Raw genomic sequence first — 19,867 nt, 5'->3', positions numbered from 1 at the left:
GGGAAAGTCCCCTTCGCGTCGCGGCGACCCGCTCTCCGGCTGCCCCTGGCGCGACACACTCAAGCGACCACCGCGCGCTCCGATGAGACCGAGCGATGTCACTCAAGAGGGTTGTGTCCCGACCCGCCGGTGACCCCACGCTGGAAGCGGCACGGGTCCGGCGCGCCGACTGGGCACCTCGCCCCCGACGTCGCAGGCCAGGGACACGCACCACTGGCCGAAGACGATCGACAGCGCACCGGAAAACACCCGCGGATTCGTCCCAACGGTCCCCTGACGTCGGGCCGGACGGTGTGAAAGCCGGGTCGCTAACCGGCCGGACGCGGCTTACAGTTCCTTCATGCCCGGTACACGCTGGAGCCGCTTGCTGCCTACAGCGCTGCTGGTCACGCTCGCTTTGACGGCGATTTCCGTATGGTCGGCCTCAGATGACATCGAGGCCGAGCTGACGGCGCGCGCGAAAAACGCGCTGGCCGACGTCGGTGTATCCGGCGGTCAGGTGAGCTTCTCCGGCCGCGACGCGAACCTCACCGGTTTCGCGCCGAACAAGGCCGTGCAGGCGATGGACGCCATCCAGCGGGTCGACGGGGTGCGCACGGTCGAGATCTCCGGCGACACCGCCCCGCCTGCCGGACCGGTGACGACCAGCGGCGAGCCGTCGAGCCCCGCTCCGCCGAGCCCGCCGCCGAGCCCGCCGCCCAGCCCGCCGCCGACTTCGGCCAAGCCGACGGACAAGGCCGGTTTCCAGGCCGAGATCGACCGTCTGCTCACAGCCACGCCGATCACGTTCGAACCGGACAACACCGAACTCACGGCGGACGGCGAGCGCGGCGCGCTGGAGATCGCGAAGCTGCTCACGGAGGCTCCGCGTGAACTGCGGTTCCGGATCACCGGGCAGGTGGCGACCGGTTCGGACAAGAAGCTTTCGCTCAACCGGGCGAAGACGGTGGAACGGCTGCTGGAGCGCAACGGGGTCGAGCGCGACCAGGCGTACTCCACCGAACGCGAGAACTCCGGCGGTGCGAGTGGCGAGGGCCGCCGCGTCGACATCACGGCAGAACAGAGGTGATGGCTGAATGCTCTGGCTCTTCGGGCAGATCTGGCTCTGGCTGCTCATCTCCTTCGCCCTCGGCTGCGGTGTCACCTGGCTGCTGACGCGTGGCGAACGGCAAGAGCAAACGGCCCCCGAACCGGAGCGCGCCGCCCCGGCCCATGTCGAGCCGGAGCCGGAGCCCGTGCCCGAGTTGCTGTCCGCCGAGCAGACGCAGTTCCTCCCGCCCGCGCGGATCCAGGACGACGACGAACTGTTCGACCAGGAGGCGGAAGGCCACCGCGAGGGCCAGCTGACGCCGGAACCGGTGCGACCGGTCTACCCCCCGGAGGAGCCGGAACCGGCGGGCCGGAACGGCACCCACGGCCACGAACCCGAGCCGGTCTGGCCGAGTGACGAGGACTGGCCGCCCGCCAGGCGGGTGCCGGAGCACCGGCCGGGGCAGGGCGGCTGACACCCGCCTGGTAAATTCGGCTACGCACTGTGAGCGTGACGCCGGGTACGTTTCTTCGATCGGGAGCCCCGGCACACGAAGGAGGCTCCGATTGGCGCTCCCCTATTGGACGCCGCACAACTTGCTGCCTCCGGGCCGCCATCCCGCCGATCTGGCCGATGTCTACGAGCGGCTGGTCTTCGACGCACCGCATCAGAACGATCGTGAGATCCTGTTCAGCGCGCTGAACAGCTACCTGGGGGTGGCCCGGCGGATCATGCCGACCGGCCGCGCGTGGATCGGCGGCGCCCTGACCGCCAGGACCCCGCACGCGCCTCTCGGGCTCGACGTGGTGCTGATCCCGGACGAATGGGGTGCGCTCAAACGGCTCGACGACACGGGCCGCTCGGCGCTGTACGGACTGCTGACGCTGCGCGGGGTCATCGTCGGGCAGCCCGCCATGTACCTCGACCAGGTCCAGCCCGTGGGCGGCATGCTCGACGGCTTCCTTTGCCGCCCCGGCGACGAGGAGATCTGGGAGGAAGTGTGGGCATCGGGTGGCAGGGGGATTCCGGAAGTGATCTGGTGAAAAACGAATTCCGGCGCATCGCCGACGAGATCCCCGGCGGCACCTGGCTCGACGACCTCGCCCGCGCGTCGGCGATGGCCGCGTACGCGAAGTTCGAGCGGACGTCCCGTTCGCCGCTGCTTCGCGTATCCGTGATCGGCGAGTCGCATCTCGACGCGTACACCTTCTCTGACATCAGCCGCGCGCTGCAGGACGCGACGGCGAAGATCGGGCACATCATCCGCAACCCGTCGGGTGAGGTGACCATCGTCCAGCCCGCGGACCGGGAGAAGGCCCCGCTGATCCAGCGCGGCCAGGCGGGCAACGCGATCTTCTTCGGTTTCCCGGAACCGGCGCTCGACGACGCGCTCATCCACGACGGCATCGAGTCGCTGTCCGAGCGCGCGGTCAAGGAACTGTGCGACTTCCTGCCTGCCAACGGTTCCGACGACGGCGCGCTGGACGCGGTGCTGCTGCAGCGCGACACCGTCCGCAACGCGGTCAGCGACATCGTCAACGCGGTCAGCAAACACTCCGGGATCGGCATGGCGCTGACCCCGACCGCCGGCGAGGAACTGACCCGCAGCATGACCACCGAGCAGGCGCGGGTCCTGTCCGGGAGCCTGCGTGAGTCACGGGAGGCCGTCGGCTACGAGACGGTCAGCGGCAGGCTGGACGGCGTCCGCACCCGGCGCCGGATCTTCTATCTCGAACGCGAATCGGGCGGCACGATCCAGGGCGCGGTCGCGCCGGATCTGCTCGACGAGATCAAGGAGAACCTGGACCGGCCGGTGACCGCGCGGCTGCGCGTCGTGCGCACCACGACCATCGACGGCCGCCGCGGCCGCCCGGTGCACGAACTGCTGGAGATCACCCCCGAAGTCAGTCTGTTCGATCAGTGATCGGATTTCCGACATTCGGGCGGTGCCACAATTCTCGTCAGAAAATATCAATAACCGCTTGATCATCGTTTAATGATGACTTTTTCCGGCAGGTAACAATTTCGGCCATTGCCCCGAACGATGGGTTAACGTCTTCGGACGGAAGCCTCCGAAAGGGCATGTATGCCGACCGATCCACCTCTCCCGCATCCACCGGCCACCCGCTACGGCCCGGGCTTCACCACGCACGGGACCCGGCACCGAAAGCCCAAAAACGGCCTGGTCATCGCCGGTTTCCTGGTCGGGCTCGCGGCACTGGGGGTCGCCTTCGTCCCCCTCGCGGGGATTGCCGCGTGGCCGCTCGCCGTGATCGGAATAACTCTTTCCGTGATCGGTCTTACCAAAATCAAGAAGGGTGAAGCGGACAAGAAGGGAATGGGAGTAGCGGGGCTCGCGCTTTCCATCGCGGGACTGGTGGCCGCTGCCGGGTTACTGGTCTACACCAGTTTCTTCGCTACTGGTGAGTCGGGACTGCGCATCCCGGCGGTCGCCGCGGACAAGAACACCGTCGAGTTCGTCGTCAGCGCTTCCGGCGGCGCGACCGTCCGGTTCGGCTCGCTCAACCAGCAGCGGACCGAAACGACCCCGGCCAGCACCGACGAATGGCGTGGCACGGCGTCCTTCAACTCGGGTGACTACCTGCTCACCGTCACCGCGGACACCCGGAACTCGTCGGTCAGCAACCAGATCGCCTGCACGATACTGGTCAACGGCCGGAAGGTGGCGGAGAGCAAGGGCCAGACCATCGCCCTGTGCACCGCGAGCACCGGCTGACCTCGCGTTTAGTCCTCTAGTTGCGGTAGTTGCACGGACAAGTACCGCAACTAGAGGACTAAACGCGGGAGGCCGCCTGGCGGCCGGCCGGTATCGCCCCCACCTCCACCGGCCGGACCGCCACGAGCCGCTCCTGGCGACTCTTCAGACGGCCCCGGAAGGGAACCGCCCGAGCGCCGATCGCTACCGCATGCCCCTCCCCTAGGGCTCGATCGACACTGAACGGGACCCTACGCGCGCAAGAGGCGAGGCCACTAAGAATCCGCTAAGGATCACTCACGGACTTTCGCCGAGGTCCGTGAGTTCCGCACGGACCAGCCCGGCGAGCTTGGGATTGGCGTCGGAGAGGATCTTCAGCGCGAGCGCGAATTGCTCGCGGGCACCGTCCACATCCGACCCGGCTCGCAGCACCCTGCCCAAGGTCAACCGCAGCACGCCCTCCTGGAGGACGAACCGCCTGCTGATCGTCAGGTCCACGGCCTCCCAGACATACCGTTCGGCGGCGGCGAGTTCACCGATCCGCATGCTCAGCTCGGCCAGGTTGTTCAGTGAGACGACGGCGTAGCTTTCGTCGCCGAGGGTCCGGTCGATCTCCAGCGAAGCGACCTGGTGCCCGATCGCCTCGATGAACCGCCCGGCCCGTTTTTCGGCCTCGGCGCAGTTGTTGAGCGCCTGCCCGCGCAGTTGGAGGTCACCGGTCCGCTCGGTCTCCTCGACCGCCTGCCGCAACGTCGCGATGGCCTCGTCGTGGCGTCCCAGGAGGGTCAGCGCGGAGCCGAGGTGGATGTTCGCCGAGACCATCAGCCGGTTGTCGCCGATCGCGCTCGCGAGTTCCAGCGCGCGTTCGGCGTCGGCGAGACATCCCTGTGGCAGCTCGAAAGTGAGCGCGATGGCGCAGCGCGAGATCAGCATCCAGCAACGGCCGAGGACGTCGCCGGACCGCTCGGCGGCCTCCAGCCCGATCTCGACCAGCCGGGTCCATTCGTCCAGCAGCGGGTACACCGCGCGATAGGTGTGCGCGACCCTCGCCAGCCGCCAGACGTCGTCGTGGCGCCCGCCGGCGCGGGCGGCTTCGAGGACCTCGACCAGGTTCTCCCACTCCGCGGCGAACCAGTCCTGCGCTTCGGCGAAGGAGTTCATCGGCGGCGTCTGCGCGTCAGTGAGGACGTCGGTGAAGTCGAGGGGGTCGACGATGCGCAGCATCTTCCGCCTGGCCCGGTCGGCGACGGCCTGATAGAACCGCACCGAGCGCCACAGCACGTCTTCCCGATCAGCCTCGTCGAGTTCGTTCTCCGCCAGCTCACGCAGGAACAGGCGAACGAGGTCGTGCGGGGCGAAGGTGTCGCGGCCGGTTTCGGCGAGCAGGTTGTGCGCGGCGAGCACCCGCAGATGCCGCCGCGCCTCGGCGACGGTGATCCCGCCGATCGCGGCCGTGAGATGCGAACCGGCCGAAACGCACTGGACCACGCCGAGCCGCAGGAACGTGTTCGCGACTTCGGCAGGCAACCCGCGGAACGAGACGTCGAACGCCGCGCGGACCCCGTCGTCCGGGCCCTCGACGTCGAGCGCGGCCAGCCTGGTCCGTTCGTTGCCGAGTTCGTCGACCAGATCCTGCGCGGACCACTGCGCGCTGGCGGCGAGCCGGGCGCCCGCGATCCGCAGCGCGAGCGGGAGATAACCGCAGAGCCGGGCGAGCGCGTGGTTGAGGTCGAACCCGGCGGGCCCGGCCAATTCCTCGATCAGCCGGACGGCGTCACCGGGCGCGAGCGTGCCGAGGACACGCAGTTTGGCGGCGTTGGACACGGCCAGCCCGTCGAGCCTGGAGCGGCTGGTCACCAGGGCCATCGACCGCGACCCGGGCGGCAGCAGGGGCCGCACCTGCTCGGCGGAGCGGGCGTTGTCGAGGATCACCAGCATCCGGCGCCCGGCGATCATCGAGCGGTAGAGGGCGATGCGTTCGTGGACCTGCTCGGGGACACCGTCGGCGGGGACACCGAGTCCGAGCAGGAACTGGGTGAGCAGGTCGGCGGGCTCCAGCGGCGGGTGATGTGGGTCGAAACCCCGCAGCGAGGCGAAAAGGATGCCGTCGGGGAAGCGGCGGGCGGCGCGATGCGCCCACCACACCACCAGGCTGCTCTTACCGATCCCGGCGGTCCCGGTGACCAGGCCGACCGCGGTCTCGCCCGCCTCGGCCCGCTCGGCGAGTTCGTCGAGCCAGGCGAGATCGGCTTCGCGGCCGGCGAGGTTCGGCACCGCGGGCGGCAACTGCTGGACAGGCTGCGCTTCGGGCTTCGGTTCCGCGACGACCTTGACCGGCAGGTCGTCGTTCAGGACGCGTTCGTGCAGCCAGCGCAGATCCGCGCCGGGTTCGACGCCGAGGGTGCGCAGGGTCGCCCTGGACACCGTGCGGTACAGCTCCAGCGCGTCGCCACGGCGCCCGGCGTGGTAGAGCGCGCGCATCAGCTGGCCCGCCGTGCGCTCGGCGAGCGGGTTGGCCCGGACCAGCGGGCTGAGTTCGACGATCAGTTCCGCGTGCCTGCCGAGTTCGAGATCCGCGTCGACCCTGGCACCGTGGACGGCGAGCCGCAGATCCTCCAGTTCTGGAGCGCGGACCGAACCCGGCACGCCGGCGAGCGCGGGACCCTGCCAGAGCGCGAGGGCCTCGGCGAGCAGTTCGGAAGCCTTGTCCGGATCTTCGGCGGACGCCCGATCCAGCAGTGCCCTGGCGCGGTGGACGTCGATCCGGCCGGGTTCGACGGTGAGCTGGTAGCCGGGTGGCGCGGTGAGGATCCGGGCGCCGCGCGGATGGCCGCCCTGGATTTCCCGGAGCACGCGCCGCAGGTGGGAGACGTTGCCGTGGACGATCGTGCGGGCCGTGGCAGGCGGGTCGTGGCCCCAGAGCGCGTCGATGATCTCGTCGAGCGCGACGACCTTGTTGACCTTCAAGGCCAGCAGTGCGAGCAGGCCGCGGACGCCGGGACCACCGACGGGGATCGGCCGTTCACCGTCGAGGAGCCGGACGGGACCGAGGAGTTGGAAACGGGCAGGGGAACCGCTTTCGCCCATGACGAACCCCCTCTCCCGATCTCTCCCCTTACCGGAGTAGCCAACCTACCGCGCGAAGACGCCGCCAACCAGAAAACGCGAGGGAAAGGGCGGTATATCGGGCGCCGGAGCCCCACGCCACCAATGCCACATTGGGGACACTGGGCGTCTCCAATGCCGCATTGGGGACATCTGATGGAATCCCGGACGCTCTCGCGAGCCAAGGTAAGACGACCGGCGGACCCGTCTAGCGCGACGGGGAGACTTCACCCCGCGCGCCCTGCGGAACGTCTTCGTCAGCGCGCGACAATAAAAAGGCTCCGCGCCATCAGTCCCGATCTGATGGCACGGAGCCGGGGGATGTCCGATTTGGGCCGCCTGGGGGCGCGACCCACACCGGACATCGGCGTCCACGTCCGTCCGGGTGGGCTCACCCCGAGCGAAGAACCCGTTCGTCCGTCGACAACACCAACGCGTGCGAGCCCACTGGCCCGCTCACGTAGACGACAACGTAACAGGGCGCACACCGACGACTACAGGCGCCCCAGCATGGCCTTCACGACCTGCGGTTCGTCAGCGCGACAGGGGGGTCGAGTCACGACCGGCGATGAACGCCGGACGCGGTTCGATCGCGGCGAACGGCTCCCGCAGCGCGTTCTCGACGCTGTTGAACACCACGAAGATGTTCGACCGCGGGAACGGGGTGATGTTGTTCGACGAACCGTGCATCACATTCGAATCGAACCAGAGCGCCGAACCGGCCTGTCCGGTGAATTGATCGATTCCGTATTCGGCGGCGAGTTCGGTGATGTCATCCTCGCCGGGAACACCGACCCGCTGCTCTTTCAGTGAACTCTTGTAGTTGTTCTCGGGGGTTTCCCCGGCGCATTGGACGAAGGTCCGCTGTGAACCGGGCATCACCATCAGCCCGCCGTTGAACGGGTAGTTGTCGGTGAGCGCGATCGAACAGCTGACCGCTCGCGGCGACGGCATGCCGTCCTCGGCGTGCCAGGTCTCGAAGTCCGAGTGCCAGTAGAACCCGGTGCCCTTGAAGCCGGGCATGTAGTTCACGCGGCTCTGGTGGACGTAGACCTCGGAACCGAGGATCTGCCTGGCCCGGTCGAGCACGCGGGGGTCGCGGACGAGTTCCGCGATCAGCTCGCTGGTCTCGTGGACGTCGAAAATGGAGCGGACCTCACCGGTCTTGGCCTCGGTGATGACCCGTTCGTCGTCGTGGTGGTCCCCCGACGAGATGCGGACGAGTTCCTGCCAGTACGTCTGGACCTCGCCAGGCGACAACAACCGGTCGACGACGGTGTAACCGCGGGTTTCGTGGTTGGCGAGCGTGGCCGCGTCGATGGGACCGTCGGCCTCGCCGCCCCAGACGGTGGGGTGCGTCCTGGGCAGGTGTTCGGGCTTACCCGTGACGCGGGTCGGGTAGTTGTCGTCGACTCGGGTGTCGGTCAGCGTCAATGCAGTCGCCTCCTCGAGCGATTTCAGGGTTCCGTGACGAGCGGGTACACGCCGTTTTCGTCGTGGACCTCACGGCCGGTGATCGGCGGGTTGAACACGCAGACGCACTTGATCTCGGTCTTGGGCCGGACCTGGTGCTTGTCGTGGTCGTTCAACAGGTACAACGTGCCCGGCTTCAGCTGGAAGACCTCGCCGGTCGCGGTGTTCTCCAGCTCGCCTTCACCGGAGGTGATGAACACCGCCTCGATGTGGTTCGCGTACCAGAAGTCGTTGACCGTCCCGGCGTAAAGCGTGGTCTCGTGCACCGAGAAGCCGACGCCCTCCTTGGCCAGCACGACGCGCTTGCTTCGCCAGTTCGGGGTCTTGATGTCGGCGTCGGTGTCGGTGACCTCGTCGAGTGTGCGGACAAGCAACGGAAAACTCCTTCTCGTTCTCGGTTGAGGGCGGTCAGTTCAGGACGGTGGCGATGGACTCGTCGATGATCGACAGGCCCTTCGTGAGTTCTTCGTCGGTCAGCGTCAGCGGCGGCAGCAGCTTCATGACCTCGCCGTCGGGGCCGGAGGTCTCCATCAGCAGTCCGCGCTCGAACGCGGCGGCGCAGACCTTGCCCGCCAGGTCACCGTTGGCGAACTCGAGACCGCGGGCCAGCCCGCGGCCCTTCGCGAGCAGCTTCGCTTCGGAGTACGCCTCGACGATGCCTTCGAACGCGGCGGCGATGCGCTCACCCTTGGCCTTGGTCGACTTCTCCAGCTCGTCGTCGCTCCAGTAGACGCGCAGCGCCTCGGTCGCCGTGACGAACGCCGGGCTGATGCCGCGGAAGGTGCCGTTGTGCTCACCCGGCTCCCAGACGTCGAGGTCCGGGCGGATCAGCGTCAGCGCCATCGGGATGCCGTAGCCGCCGATGGACTTCGACAGGCAGACGATGTCGGGTTTGATACCCGCGTCCTCGAAGCTGAAGAACGGGCCGGTGCGGCCGCAGCCCATCTGGACGTCGTCGAGGATCAGCAGGATGCCGTGCTTCTTGCACAGGTCGTCCAGCGCCTTGAGCCACTCGACGCGCGCGGCGTTGATGCCGCCTTCACCCTGTACGCCTTCGACGATGACGGCGGCTGGCTCGTTCAGGCCACTGCCGGAGTCTTCGAGCAGCTTCTCGAAGTAGAGGAAGTCCGGGATGGCCCCGTCGAAGTAGTTGTCGTACGGCATCGGGGTGGCGTGCACCAGCGGGACACCCGCGCCGCCGCGCTTCATCGAGTTGCCGGTCACCGAAAGGGCGCCCAGCGTCATCCCGTGGAAGGCGTTGGTGAAGTTGATGACGGATTCCTTGCCGGTCACCTTGCGCGCGAGCTTCAGCGCGGCCTCGACCGCGTTCGCGCCACCGGGGCCGGGGAAGACGATCTTGTAGTCGAGTTCGCGCGGCGCGAGGATCTTTTCCTTGAACGTCTCGAGGAAGTCCCGCTTGGCCACGGTGAACATGTCGAGCGCGTGCGTGACGCCGTCACGGGCGATGTAGTCGATCAGGGCCTGCTTGATCGCCGGGTTGTTGTGCCCGTAGTTGAGCGCGCCGGCGCCGGCGAAGAAGTCGAGATAGGCCTTGCCGTCTTCGTCGTACAGGTAGCTCCCCTGAGCCCGGTCGAACACCACGGGCCAGCCACGGCTGTAACTGCGTACTTCGGATTCGAGTTCCTCGAAAATGCTCATCACGTTTTCTTTCTCCCTGAGATCCCCGGCTTAACGTTCTACTGACTGCTGAGCGGACCGATTCGGTACAGGTCCTCTTGCTCATGCGTTCCGTCCTCGGCCGGAAAATCCGCCGCGGAGAACAGGCCCTGCCGTTCCAAGGTGGCGTTCCACCGCTTGGCGAACGAGGCGAACAACCGGATCGAAGCCTCGTTGTCCGGGGTGATCGTCGTTTCGAGGTACCGCACGCCCTGGGCGACAAGACGGCTGAACAGCTCGTCGAGCAGTGCCCCGGCCAGGCCTTTTCCCCGCTGGGACGCGTCGACCGCGACCTGCCAGACAAAGCCGGTGTCCTGCTTCCGATACCCGATCACGAAACCGACCGGTGTGCCGTCGACTTTCGCTACGACGGAGGTGTCCGCGAAATCGCGGCACCACAGTAAATAGGCGTAGGCCGAGTTGAGATCAAGTTTCTTCGAATCGCGGGCGATTCGCCAGAGCTCGGCACCGTCTGCCTTGGTCGGGTATTCGATCAAGTGCTTTCCGGACATGTCCAAGAAACGTACCGGAGTATTCGGGCGCGGTCAGTTCAGCGCGACGGCGACAACGCGGCTACCTGCGACAACCCTGAAACACACGTGACAAAGGTAACGGTAACGTTTGAAGCGCAGCACTCGTGGGTAAGGCCGCGTCGATGCGGTCTCACCGGATGTGACGATACCAACGGTCACCACTCGGTCGCAGCGTCAGGCCACAATTTGGCGTTCAGCGCCGCCGTCGCCGCCGGAATACGGAACCCAGCGGCGTCCAGACGGCGGGCAGCAGGAGCAGCAGGCAGACGATCAGCCACCAGACCGGCGCCTCACCGCGCCGCCAGCCCGCGACGACGTCGCCGAGCCAGCCGAACAGCGGGTCGCGGACCGGCGGCAGGAACGCGGCGAACAGCAGCCCCGCCCCCGCCAGCACGCCAAGCACCGTGAGCACCATCCGCCACGTCTTGCGCAACGTCATCAGGCTGACCACCAGGAACACGATGGCGCCCGCGGCGACCGGGACGCCCACCCACTGCAGCACCGGCCCGCCCTGCCCACCGAGGACGAAGCCCGCCAGCACGGTGATCAGCGCGGCGAGCACGTTCCACGGGGACGGCAGGGTGGCCGCGCCGCGCGTGATCCACCACGCGCTGCGGCCCGCGGCCTTGGCGAAGGTCGCGGCGGGCTGGACCGACTTCGGCACCCGCGTCGCCCCCGCGGCCGCGTTGATCCCGGCGGCGCCCGCCTTGACCAGCGTCTTCGTCAGCAGCATCGTCCCGCGTTCGTGCTCGAACCGCTCGCCGGAGACCTGGCACGCCTGGAACGCTCGCTGGGCCTGCTCGTCGGATTTCGGCTCGTGCTCGATCAGCTTCCGGAACCGCTCCGACGGTTTCCCGTTCCCCTTGGCCGTTTTCGCGTCGTATCCGCAATGGAGCCCGACGCAGGGCAGTTCCTCGCGCGCGATCTCCAGTTGCCGGACCCTGGCGAGCACCATCGCCGTCACCGGCATGCTGATCGGCAGGGTGGGCCCCCCGTCCACGTCGCCGAGTTCGCCGTCGAGACCGAGGAAAGCGAGCTCACCGGCCAATTGGGCACGCAACGCCTCCGCCTCCGCCTGGGACAGCCCGTCTTCGGTGCCCGGCTGCCGCCAGCCGATCTTGCTGAACGCGTCCCGGACCTGTGCGCGGAAGGCTTCCCGCCCGACGACGTCGCGCAGCTGCCGCAGGCGTTTCGGGTCGAGCAGGCACTGGAACAGCCAGCCCGCGCCGTCGACCCGGCCCCACATCCAGTCGTTCGCGCGCCATGACGCCTTGTAGAACGCGCCGAAGTAGTCGGCCTGCATGCCGGTGAGCTTGTCCCACGAGCGGCGCCGCTTCATGTCCAGCAGCGTCCGCGAATCCGCGCTCACCTGGACGAGATCGACCCGCTGATCGACCGACGGCGGCTGCGCGAGCAGGCCGCGGGTCGCGATGTGCAGGCGCACCAAGCGCGAGGTGACGATCGGATCGGCGGCGCTCGCGTCGTCGGACGTGAGCCCGGTCCACGCCAGCAGCGTGCTGACCGTGTCGGCGGCTTCGCTATCGGGTTTCGCCCGTGCCAGTGGCAAAAGGATCGGCGTGGCCTGCCGGAGCGCGGCGACCACCATCGGCCACGCCTCCTTCAGCGTTTCCGATCGGCCGAGGGCCGCCCATTCCTTGGCGAGACCTTCGATCCAGGCGGCCAGCGTGACGTCGGCGGGCGGCGGGTCCTGCTCGGCGACCCAGCTCGCGAGCCGGGTGCCCCGCGCGGACCTGCGGCGTGCCTCGTGCAGCAGCACGCGGCAGCGGTTGAGCCGCACCGCCTGCTCCGGCGCCGGATCGAGCCGGAAACCCGCGTTCACCAGCTGGAGACCGGTGGCCACCGAATCGTCGAGCGCGGTGGTGCGGAAGGCGACCAGGTTCTCGACCTCGCAGGTGTCCTCGGGCGGCTCGGTCGGCAGACCGTCGCGCAGTCCCGTCGCCGCGGCCGCGCGCAACTGCGCCGCCGTACCGGACGCCCACTGGCGGCCCGGATCCTCCACATCGGACAGCGAGAGCCTGCGGGTCGCCTCGCGGACCAGCGCGGTGGCGTCCTCCTGCACCCGCCGGTCACGGTAGTCGTTCATCAGCCGCTGATCGACGAGTGTCTCCGGCCCGCCACGAACCCCCATCGCGGCAAGGGAAACGCGGGTTCCCCTGGTCCGGACCACGGCGTCGTTGTGCCGGGTCAGGTCTTCGAGTTCGGCGCTGATCGTCTGGCTCAGCACGGTGCCGACGACCTTGCTCATCGCACTGCCCAGTAGCGGCGGCCGCTCCGGATCGACCTCGACGCGCTCGGCTTCGCGTTCCGCCGTCGGCACCACGTACAACAGCAGCCGCCGGACATCCGAATGCGACTGCCGTTCGAAGATCTCCCGCAACGCGGGGCGCAACGGCTTGTTCAGCAACACGCCGCCGTCGGTGAGCCAATGCGACCGCGTGACGTCGGTGTACCTGGTCATGTCCGGATGCAGCGGCCCGGTCTTCTCGCCGATCGGCATCCGGGAAAGTTCGAACGCGCCGGGGAACGACGCGGTGGAGCGTGCCGCGAGCGCGAGCGGTCCCACCACGTCATCCGTCCACAAAGGACCATCGAATCGGAACAGCAGACGATGTTCGGTGTCCCGCACGAGGTTTCCCAGCGCGTCGTCGAACCTGGTCGTCTCGCCGTCGATCATCGTGCCGGTGAGCAACACGGTGATGTCGGGACAGTCCGGTTTCACCGTCGCGTTGTCGGTGATCCGGTGCAGGGCGTCCTTGAGATCCGCCAGCAGCACCTTGTCGCCGTTCAGCAGCGACCTCGGCCCCTTCTCGCCGGGGTCGCGGATCAGGTTGTCGAGCGAACCCGTGCTGATCCACGTGTCGCGCAGCACCTGCGGGCTCGACCGGAACGCCTCGGCCAGCCCGAGGCACGCCGCGTTGATACCGCCCGCGCTCGTGCCGGTGAGCACGTCGAGCGAGACGGTGGCGTTGAGCAGATCGAGCAGGGTCCGGTACGGCCCTTCGGATTCCGGCGTTCTCGACGCCCGCAGCAGATGTGAGGTCTCGGTGGCGACCCCGCCCATCCAGACCGCGAGGCTCGCCCCGCCCACCATGGTCATCGCCAGCCGGATCTCCTGCGGCCACGGACTTCCCGCGTCGGCCATGTACGCCCTCCCCGAGGCTTTGTGCACCGTGCACCTTAGACCGGACGGCCGAACCGGCGTACCACCGTCAGTGCCGAAATTCGTTCGCCCGTAAGGGCGGTTTCACGCCCCCGCAATCAGGTGCCCGTTCGCTGTGCCTGGATACGCGACGCCCCCGCGTTTCGTCCTCTAGTTGCGGTAGTTGCACGCGCAACTACCGCAACTAGAGGACTAAATGCGGGAGGGGGTCAGGCGGCGAAGTGTTCCAGGAGGAGGACTTGGGCCTCACCGACGGCGAAACCGAGGACGGCGCCGGTCGCGATCAGGAGCCATTCGTCCTGCTGGAACGCCGGCCGCAGCAAGCCCTCGAACTCGCGCGGCGACAGTTCCTTCATCTTCGTCACCAGCACGTTCCGGATGTCCATCGCATCGGTCGCGTAGTCCTCGATGTATCGCATGGTCTCCGGCAGCTTGTCCATGATCTTCTCGGCGATGTTCAGCTTCATGTCCTGGTACCGCCTGCTGCCGACGGCGAACACCACCAACGGCTTCCCGACGCCGACGCGGCGTCCGAGTTGTTCGTCGAGCTGACGCTGGATCAGGCCGAGCACCCGGTCCGACAGCGGCCCGTGCAGCACCGCCTCGATCACATTGTGCGGGGTGATGATCTCCTTCGCGATCAGCGCGCCGTACGCCTCCGCGACCTCGCCGCGCCGCTTCAGGAACAGGCCTTGCCAGCGGACGCCGAAGTACCGGCGTTCTTCGATCGGGTAGAAGATCATCCGCAGCGCGAGCCAGTCGGTGAACCAGCCGGTGAAGAGCCCGAACAGCGGCATGATCAGCGGAAACTTGAACAGCACCCACGCGATCATCTGGACTACGCCGATCAGCCCGCCGAAGAAGATGCCGGAGCGGGCGATGAACTTGAACTCCTGGTCGCCCGCCTCCTGGAAGATCCGGTTCAGCAGCCGTTTGTCCTTGACCAGCGCGGTGACCACCATGCCCTTGAGGTCGAACACACTGTCCACATCGGACTTGATCAGCTCCAGCACGGCCGCGACCATCTTCGGCGACTCGGCCTGGACGCGCTGGATCACCAGCCGCTGCATCCCGACCGGCAGCGATTCCCACAGCCCCGGCTGGTAGTGACCCGCGACGTCGCGCACGATGTCCTCGACAGCGGCCTGAAGCGGTTTCTCGAGCTCACGCGCGATCCTCCGCGGATCGAGCCGGGCGACGACCTCCGCCGGTTTGATCAGCTGCTCGGTCATCGTGTCGCAGGCGATGCTCGCCATCCGCGCGGCGCGTTTGGGCACGATGCCCTGCCAGCCGAGGAACGGTTTGATCCCGACGAACTCGACCGGCTGGAACATCATCCGGATCGCGACGAGTTTGGTGGTGTAGCCGATCAGGGCGGCGACGATCGGGATGGAGACGTAGATCGGCCAATGCTCGGCGAAGTCGGCGAGGATCCCGTCGAGGAACGCACCCATGCCGGATTCAGCCGGCGCTCGGGTCGCAGGCCTGCCAGAAGTGGGCGCCGAGCCGGGAAATGTGGACTGTGCGCTTGACGAACTTGGCCCGCTTGACCGACTTCTCCGCCTCGCGGACGGTCTCATCGGTCAGCAGGATTTCGTACTGCGTCTCCAGCGACAGGACCTCTTCGCCCAGCTCGACCAGGCCGAGCCCGATCAGCCTGGTGAGGTAGCCGGGCACCTGGTCGGGCAGCGTCACCCCGGCGGCCTTGCCGACGGTGGAGGCGTTGCGCAGTACGAACCGCCCGGCCCCGCCGAGGTTGGTCCGCTCGGCGACGTCGACGGCGGGGAACGGCGAACCGTCGGAAAGCGCGGAGAGGATGCGGGCCTCGTCCGGCGTCAGCTGCCGCAGGATGATCGCGTAGAGGTACTCGCGGGCCCGCTCTCGCCCGAAGCCGATCGAATGGTTGAGCAGTTCGGCCATCGCCGCGCGGAGCGGCTCGAGCCGGGCGCGCGTGTGCACGAGGGTGATCGTCGCTTCGACCGGGCGCGAACCGTTGGCGTCGGGACGGTTCATCGCGGACGCGGCGGCGAGCGCGGCGTGGTACGGGTCGTCGACCTCGTCGAGACGGCGGCGCAACTCCGAAAGCAGCTGCCGCTCACCCTGCTTGATGACCTGTTCCGCGATGTCGACACCGGGGAGTTTGCGGGTGAATTCCCTTCCCGTGCGAGCGGCCCAGCCCGCGAGCCGCCCCGCGCGTTTGGCGAAAGCGGTCAGGTCGTCACCAGCGGGTCGATCGTTGCTCACGGGCACTCCCCTCGCGTTCGCGCTGATGCTACCTGCGAGTAGGCAGAACGGCCGAGATTGTGATCGACGTGGGTGTTTGGATGGATACATGAGCTTCACGCGCTGGGGTCCACCGCTCGACGTCCTCCCGCTGTTCGCGCGGGAGGAGCAGGCCTTGCTCGACGTCCTCACCGGTCTCGACGCGGAGCAGTGGGGCGCGCCGACGGTGTGCACGGGCTGGACGGTGCACGATCTCGCCGCCCACCTCCTGGGCGGCAAACTCGGCAGGCTTTCGCGCGATCGCGACGGCTACCGGACGACGGCGCCCCGCGAGGGCGAACCCTTCGGGCGGTTCCTCGACCGGATCAACGACGAATGGGTGGTCGCGTGCCGTCGGCTGTCCCCCGAAGTGCTGTTCGCGATGCTGGTCGACAGCACCTCGCAACTCGCCGAGATGTGGGGCCGCGCCGACCTCGACGCCATCGGCGAGCCGGTGAGCTGGGCAGGGGACGAACCGGCGCCGGTGTGGCTCGACGTCGCCCGCGAGTACACCGAGTTCTGGGTGCACCAGCAGCAGATCCGCGAGGCCGTCGGCGCTCGGACGCTCGACGGCTCCGAGTTCCGGGGGCCGGTGGTCGACATTTTAATGCGGGCGCTGCCGCACACTCTGCACGACGTCGACGCGCGGACCGGCAGGCAGGTCGTCTACACCGTCACCGGCCAGGGTGGCGGGAAATGGACGGCTCAGCGGACCGCCGACGGCTGGGAATTGGACCGCATCGCGCCGACGTCACGGTCGCCGCTGGCCTCGGTGACCACCGACGCCGACACGTTCTGGCGGCTGTGCACCCGGAACCCGGCGGACCGGGACCGGGTCACCGCCAAGGGTGACGAAAACGTTTGCGCCACCGTGCTCGGGATGACGTCGATCATCACATCGAGTAGCGACCGACCTTCTCCGGATGGATGACGAGCCGGACAAGATCCAGTTCCTGGATCCCGGCGAGTTCACCGGCGTGGGCCGGGTCGTCGAGGTCCCAGTAGCGGGCGCCGAGGCGGGCGGCCAGTTCGTGCGCTCCGTCGGGCTCCACCGTGGTGCGGCCGGCGACCGAGACCCAGCGCTCGCGTTCACCCACCGGCGCGGCGATGACGATCGACGCGCGCGGGTCGCTGTCCAGCCGGCGCACCTTGGCCGAGTCTCGCGGCGTGAACAGCTGGACCGTGCCTTCGTCGGTGGCCTCGAACCACACCGGCCGGGGCTGCGGCGGCACCGGCCCGTCGGCGACGGTCAGGAACCCGTGCAGGGGACGACGAAGGAATTCGAGGTCTTCGGTGGTCAGCATGACCACGATTCAACCCGCCCGGATCGGACGTGCCCATAGGTGAAGCACCGGGTCGCCTGTTTATTCGTCTAACGTCGGCAAGGTGGATGTGTTCAGTGACCTGATCCGCGGAGTGCGGGCGCACGGCTCGTTGTTCGGCAGTTCGACCCTGTCCCCGCCCTGGGCGCTGCACTTCGTGGACGGCGCGCCGCTGACCCTGTGCGCCGTGCTCACCGGGGCGGGCTGGATCGTGCCGGAGGGCGGTCCGCCCGAACCGCTTCGCGCGGGCGAGACGATCATCGTGCGCGGCCCCGCGACGTTCACCTTCGTGGACGAGATCGGCACCCGGGCCGAACCGATCTCGTGCGGCGAGCACTGCGCGACGCCCGGACAGGGCGGGACCCGGCACCGCCTCGGGTGGGCCGACGACCCTGCCGACGGCGAGACGACCTTGATCGTCGGCGCGTACCCGGTCCGCGGTGAGATCAGCCGCCCGCTGCTGGACGCGCTGCCCGTCGTTGTCCGGGTGGACGCCGGCGGCGCGGGCGATCCCGTGCTGGACCATCTCGCCGCCGAGGTCGCCGTCGACGCGCCGGGTCAGCAGGTGGTCCTCGACCGGCTGCTGGACTGGATGCTGGTCTGCTCACTGCGCGAATGGTTCGACCGGCCCGGCGGCGAGCCCCCGGCGTGGTGGGCCGCCCAGCGGGATCCGGTGGTCGGCGACGCCCTGCGCCTGCTGCACGCCGAACCGGCGGCGCCGTGGACGGTCGGCATACTGGCCGGGCGGACCGGGGTGTCGCGTTCGACGCTGGCCAAGCGGTTCGCCGACCTGGTCGGCGAACCACCGCTGACCTATCTCACCCGCTGGCGGATGACCCTCGCGGCGGATCTGTTGGCCGATCAAGGATCCGCGACGCTTTCGGACATCGCCCGCACCGTCGGCTACGCCGACCCGTTCGGCTTCAGCGCGGCGTTCAAACGGGTCCGCGGGGTCAATCCGAGCGAGTTCCGGCGGGCCGCCGCTCCCTGACGGGGCTCAGCGCTGCAGGTGGCGGGACTTCTTGGCCTGCTGGCGTAACTGCAGGATCCGGGCACCGCCGACGAGCGCGACCAGCGCGCCACCGGCGATCACGGAGAACAGCATCGCGACGGCCAGCGGCATCACGGCGGACATGCCGAGGAAGTGCACGCTGGCGGTGTCCTGGTTCTGCAGGATGAACACGAGCAGGAACACCAGCACGACCAACGCCACGATGACGGCGACCCAGGTCCCGCTCACCCGCGTGCGCTTGAGTTTCGGGACGGCTTCGACCTTGCCGCTGTGGCGCGCGCCGCCGGCTTCGGACGATGAGGCGGGCTCGACCGGGACCTCGGCGGCACCTTCCTGCGGCTGAGTCATACCCGATAGTGTCCGCCGAAGTGCGCTTGAGCGCGCTCTCAAGCGTCCGAACGGGTGACCTCGTCGGCCGCGCGCAAGACGCGCAAGGTGTTCTTCCCGGCCAGCTTCGCACAATCCTCGTCGCTCCAGCCGCGTTCCAGCAACGCGGCGAACAGCACCGGGTACTTCGAAACATCCTCCAGGCCTTCGGGAAGTGTCGCGACTCCGTCGTAGTCGCCGCCGAGGCCGATGTGGTCGACACCGGCCACTTCGCGCGCGTGCTCGATGTGGGCGACGACGTCGTCGATGCTCGCCTTCGGCTTCTCGGGCCCGCCTCGATCGGCGGCGAACTTCGTGCGCTGGTCGAGGTTCCAGTAGTCCTGCCCGGCGGTTTCCATGTCCTCGCGCAACCGGTCGTCCCACTCGGCGACCTTCGGGGAGATGAAGCCCGGCACGAATGTCACCATCGCGACGCCGTCCTTGGCCGCCAGTGTTTCCAGGACGTCGTCGGGGATGTTGCGGGCGTGGTCGTTGACCGCGACGCACGAGGAATGGCTGAAGATCACCGGCGCGGAGCTGACCTCCAGCGCGTCGCGCATCGTGCTCGGCGCGACGTGCGAGAGGTCGACCAGCATGCCGATCTTGTTCATCTCGCGGACGACGTCCCGGCCGAACCCGGTGAGCCCGTTGTGCGTGGGTTCGTCGGTGCCGGAGTCGGCCCAGGTGGTGTTGTAGTTGTGCGTCAGCGTCAGGTAGCGGACCCCGAGACGGCGCAGGATCCTCAGCACACCAAGGGATTCGCCGATGCTGTGGCCGCCTTCGGCGCCGAGCAGCGACGCGATCTTGCCGTCGCGGAACGCGGCTTCCGCTTGGTCCGCGGTGTCCGCGAAGGCCAGCTTGCCGGGGTACCGCTCGATCAGCTGGTGCACGATCTCGATTTGTTCCAGTACCGCCGTCACCGCGCTGTGCCCCTCGAACTGGCACGGCACGTAGACGGACCAGAACTGCATCCCGAGCCTGCCTTCGGCGAGCTTCGGGAAGTCGGTGTGCAGATGCGGCTGCCGGACGGTGAGATCCGTGCCCGCCACGGCCTCGACCGGATCCGGCCCGGTCGTGACCCGCAGCTCCCACGGTAGATCGTTGTGCCCGTCCGCGAGGAGCACCGTTTCGAGCAGGGCTTGGGCTCGGACGAGGTCACCGTTAGTCATCCGCCGATGTTACGTTCGGCT

The 19,867-nt window shown here is 68.2% G+C and carries 18 protein-coding genes; 7 read left to right on the top strand and 11 right to left on the bottom strand.

Annotated elements, in window-relative coordinates; translation table 11 throughout:
• Window positions 1–340 precede the first annotated feature (340 nt).
• The 5 genes from ACM6LU_RS32110 to ACM6LU_RS32090 all read left to right on the top strand — a co-directional run bounded on the left by ACM6LU_RS32110 (window position 341) and on the right by ACM6LU_RS32090 (window position 3,767).
• A complete protein-coding gene (locus ACM6LU_RS32110; RefSeq protein ID WP_414941567.1) occupies window positions 341–1,069 on the top strand; it encodes an OmpA family protein in 729 nt (242 codons plus the stop codon).
• Window positions 1,070–1,076: 7 nt separating this feature from the next.
• Window positions 1,077–1,505: a hypothetical protein gene (locus ACM6LU_RS32105; RefSeq protein WP_414941566.1), complete on the top strand. Its 429-nt coding sequence runs from the start codon at window positions 1,077–1,079 to the stop codon at window positions 1,503–1,505.
• A gap of 91 nt (window positions 1,506–1,596) precedes the next feature.
• Window positions 1,597–2,073 carry a DUF6932 family protein gene (locus ACM6LU_RS32100; RefSeq protein WP_378242244.1) on the top strand — a complete coding sequence of 159 codons (477 nt, stop codon included), beginning with the start codon at window positions 1,597–1,599 and terminating at the stop codon, window positions 2,071–2,073.
• Window positions 2,070–2,954 carry a hypothetical protein gene (locus ACM6LU_RS32095; RefSeq protein ID WP_414941565.1) on the top strand — a complete coding sequence of 295 codons (885 nt, stop codon included), beginning with the start codon at window positions 2,070–2,072 and terminating at the stop codon, window positions 2,952–2,954. The genes ACM6LU_RS32100 and ACM6LU_RS32095 overlap by 4 nt, the downstream gene beginning before the upstream one ends.
• Before the next feature lie 162 nt (window positions 2,955–3,116).
• Window positions 3,117–3,767 (top strand): DUF4190 domain-containing protein, encoded by a 651-nt coding sequence (locus ACM6LU_RS32090; RefSeq protein ID WP_414941564.1) that lies wholly within the window; start codon window positions 3,117–3,119, stop codon window positions 3,765–3,767.
• A 276-nt stretch (window positions 3,768–4,043) separates the two neighbouring features.
• Here the strand turns inward: ACM6LU_RS32090 and ACM6LU_RS32085 are convergent, their stop codons facing one another.
• The 8 genes from ACM6LU_RS32085 to ACM6LU_RS32050 all read right to left on the bottom strand — a co-directional run bounded on the left by ACM6LU_RS32085 (window position 4,044) and on the right by ACM6LU_RS32050 (window position 15,959).
• Window positions 4,044–6,833: a BTAD domain-containing putative transcriptional regulator gene (locus tag ACM6LU_RS32085; RefSeq protein ID WP_414941563.1), complete on the bottom strand. Its 2,790-nt coding sequence runs from the start codon at window positions 6,831–6,833 to the stop codon at window positions 4,044–4,046.
• A gap of 552 nt (window positions 6,834–7,385) precedes the next feature.
• Window positions 7,386–8,285, bottom strand: a complete 900-nt coding sequence (thpD, locus tag ACM6LU_RS32080) for an ectoine hydroxylase (RefSeq protein WP_414941562.1) — start codon at window positions 8,283–8,285, stop codon at window positions 7,386–7,388.
• A gap of 23 nt (window positions 8,286–8,308) precedes the next feature.
• Window positions 8,309–8,698 (bottom strand): ectoine synthase, encoded by a 390-nt coding sequence (locus tag ACM6LU_RS32075; protein ID WP_414941561.1) that lies wholly within the window; start codon window positions 8,696–8,698, stop codon window positions 8,309–8,311.
• A 34-nt stretch (window positions 8,699–8,732) separates the two neighbouring features.
• Window positions 8,733–9,983, bottom strand: coding sequence for a diaminobutyrate--2-oxoglutarate transaminase (gene ectB / locus ACM6LU_RS32070; protein WP_414941560.1), 1,251 nt, complete (start codon window positions 9,981–9,983; stop codon window positions 8,733–8,735).
• Window positions 9,984–10,021: 38 nt separating this feature from the next.
• Window positions 10,022–10,513 (bottom strand): diaminobutyrate acetyltransferase, encoded by a 492-nt coding sequence (gene ectA, locus ACM6LU_RS32065; RefSeq protein ID WP_414941559.1) that lies wholly within the window; start codon window positions 10,511–10,513, stop codon window positions 10,022–10,024.
• 214 nt (window positions 10,514–10,727) lie between these two features.
• Window positions 10,728–13,697: a patatin-like protein gene (locus ACM6LU_RS32060; RefSeq protein ID WP_414941558.1), complete on the bottom strand. Its 2,970-nt coding sequence runs from the start codon at window positions 13,695–13,697 to the stop codon at window positions 10,728–10,730.
• A gap of 227 nt (window positions 13,698–13,924) precedes the next feature.
• The gene (locus ACM6LU_RS32055) at window positions 13,925–15,169 is read right to left on the bottom strand and encodes a DUF445 domain-containing protein (protein WP_414941557.1); all 1,245 of its coding nucleotides are present in this window, start codon (window positions 15,167–15,169) and stop codon (window positions 13,925–13,927) included.
• Window positions 15,170–15,176: 7 nt separating this feature from the next.
• Complete coding sequence (locus ACM6LU_RS32050) at window positions 15,177–15,959, bottom strand: Abi-alpha family protein (RefSeq protein WP_414941555.1); 783 nt, start codon at window positions 15,957–15,959, stop codon at window positions 15,177–15,179.
• Window positions 15,960–16,047: 88 nt separating this feature from the next.
• Here ACM6LU_RS32050 and ACM6LU_RS32045 point away from each other — a divergent pair, with 88 nt between their 5' ends.
• Window positions 16,048–16,908: a maleylpyruvate isomerase family mycothiol-dependent enzyme gene (locus ACM6LU_RS32045; protein ID WP_414941554.1), complete on the top strand. Its 861-nt coding sequence runs from the start codon at window positions 16,048–16,050 to the stop codon at window positions 16,906–16,908.
• Here ACM6LU_RS32045 and ACM6LU_RS32040 read toward each other — a convergent pair.
• Window positions 16,871–17,281, bottom strand: coding sequence for a pyridoxamine 5'-phosphate oxidase family protein (locus tag ACM6LU_RS32040; protein WP_414941553.1), 411 nt, complete (start codon window positions 17,279–17,281; stop codon window positions 16,871–16,873). The two genes, ACM6LU_RS32045 and ACM6LU_RS32040, sit on opposite strands and share 38 nt — an antisense overlap.
• An 82-nt stretch (window positions 17,282–17,363) precedes the next feature.
• Between ACM6LU_RS32040 and ACM6LU_RS32035 the strand changes: the two genes are divergently transcribed.
• A complete protein-coding gene (locus ACM6LU_RS32035) occupies window positions 17,364–18,290 on the top strand; it encodes an AraC family transcriptional regulator (protein WP_414941552.1) in 927 nt (308 codons plus the stop codon).
• Window positions 18,291–18,296: 6 nt separating this feature from the next.
• Here ACM6LU_RS32035 and ACM6LU_RS32030 read toward each other — a convergent pair whose 3' ends face one another.
• The gene (locus ACM6LU_RS32030; protein ID WP_414941551.1) at window positions 18,297–18,659 is read right to left on the bottom strand and encodes a LapA family protein; all 363 of its coding nucleotides are present in this window, start codon (window positions 18,657–18,659) and stop codon (window positions 18,297–18,299) included.
• Between the two features lie 38 nt (window positions 18,660–18,697).
• Entirely contained in the window at window positions 18,698–19,846 is a 1,149-nt protein-coding gene (locus ACM6LU_RS32025; protein ID WP_414941550.1) for a dipeptidase, read from the bottom strand.
• Window positions 19,847–19,867: the final 21 nt, after the last annotated feature.

The organism is Amycolatopsis sp. cmx-11-51, assembly GCF_047608665.1.
GTDB lineage: Bacteria > Actinomycetota > Actinomycetes > Mycobacteriales > Pseudonocardiaceae > Amycolatopsis.
The sequence above is the reverse complement of the archived record's forward strand: the minus strand, read 5'-3'. Positions and strand labels throughout refer to the sequence as shown.

Excerpts from the sequence above, each read along its gene's own strand:
- ACM6LU_RS32110 (WP_414941567.1), top strand. The coding sequence starts at position 341 with ATGCCCGGTACACGCTGGAGCCGCTTGCTGCCTACAGCGCTGCTGGTC.
- ACM6LU_RS32105 (WP_414941566.1), top strand. The coding sequence starts at position 1,077 with ATGCTCTGGCTCTTCGGGCAGATCTGGCTCTGGCTGCTCATCTCCTTC.
- ACM6LU_RS32090 (WP_414941564.1), top strand. The coding sequence starts at position 3,117 with ATGCCGACCGATCCACCTCTCCCGCATCCACCGGCCACCCGCTACGGC.
- ACM6LU_RS32085 (WP_414941563.1), bottom strand. The coding sequence starts at position 6,833 with ATGGGCGAAAGCGGTTCCCCTGCCCGTTTCCAACTCCTCGGTCCCGTC.
- ectB (WP_414941560.1), bottom strand. The coding sequence starts at position 9,983 with ATGAGCATTTTCGAGGAACTCGAATCCGAAGTACGCAGTTACAGCCGT.
- ectA (WP_414941559.1), bottom strand. The coding sequence starts at position 10,513 with ATGTCCGGAAAGCACTTGATCGAATACCCGACCAAGGCAGACGGTGCC.
- ACM6LU_RS32060 (WP_414941558.1), bottom strand. The coding sequence starts at position 13,697 with ATGGCCGACGCGGGAAGTCCGTGGCCGCAGGAGATCCGGCTGGCGATG.
- ACM6LU_RS32055 (WP_414941557.1), bottom strand. The coding sequence starts at position 15,169 with ATGGGTGCGTTCCTCGACGGGATCCTCGCCGACTTCGCCGAGCATTGG.
- ACM6LU_RS32045 (WP_414941554.1), top strand. The coding sequence starts at position 16,048 with ATGAGCTTCACGCGCTGGGGTCCACCGCTCGACGTCCTCCCGCTGTTC.
- ACM6LU_RS32040 (WP_414941553.1), bottom strand. The coding sequence starts at position 17,281 with ATGCTGACCACCGAAGACCTCGAATTCCTTCGTCGTCCCCTGCACGGG.
- ACM6LU_RS32030 (WP_414941551.1), bottom strand. The coding sequence starts at position 18,659 with ATGACTCAGCCGCAGGAAGGTGCCGCCGAGGTCCCGGTCGAGCCCGCC.
- ACM6LU_RS32025 (WP_414941550.1), bottom strand. The coding sequence starts at position 19,846 with ATGACTAACGGTGACCTCGTCCGAGCCCAAGCCCTGCTCGAAACGGTG.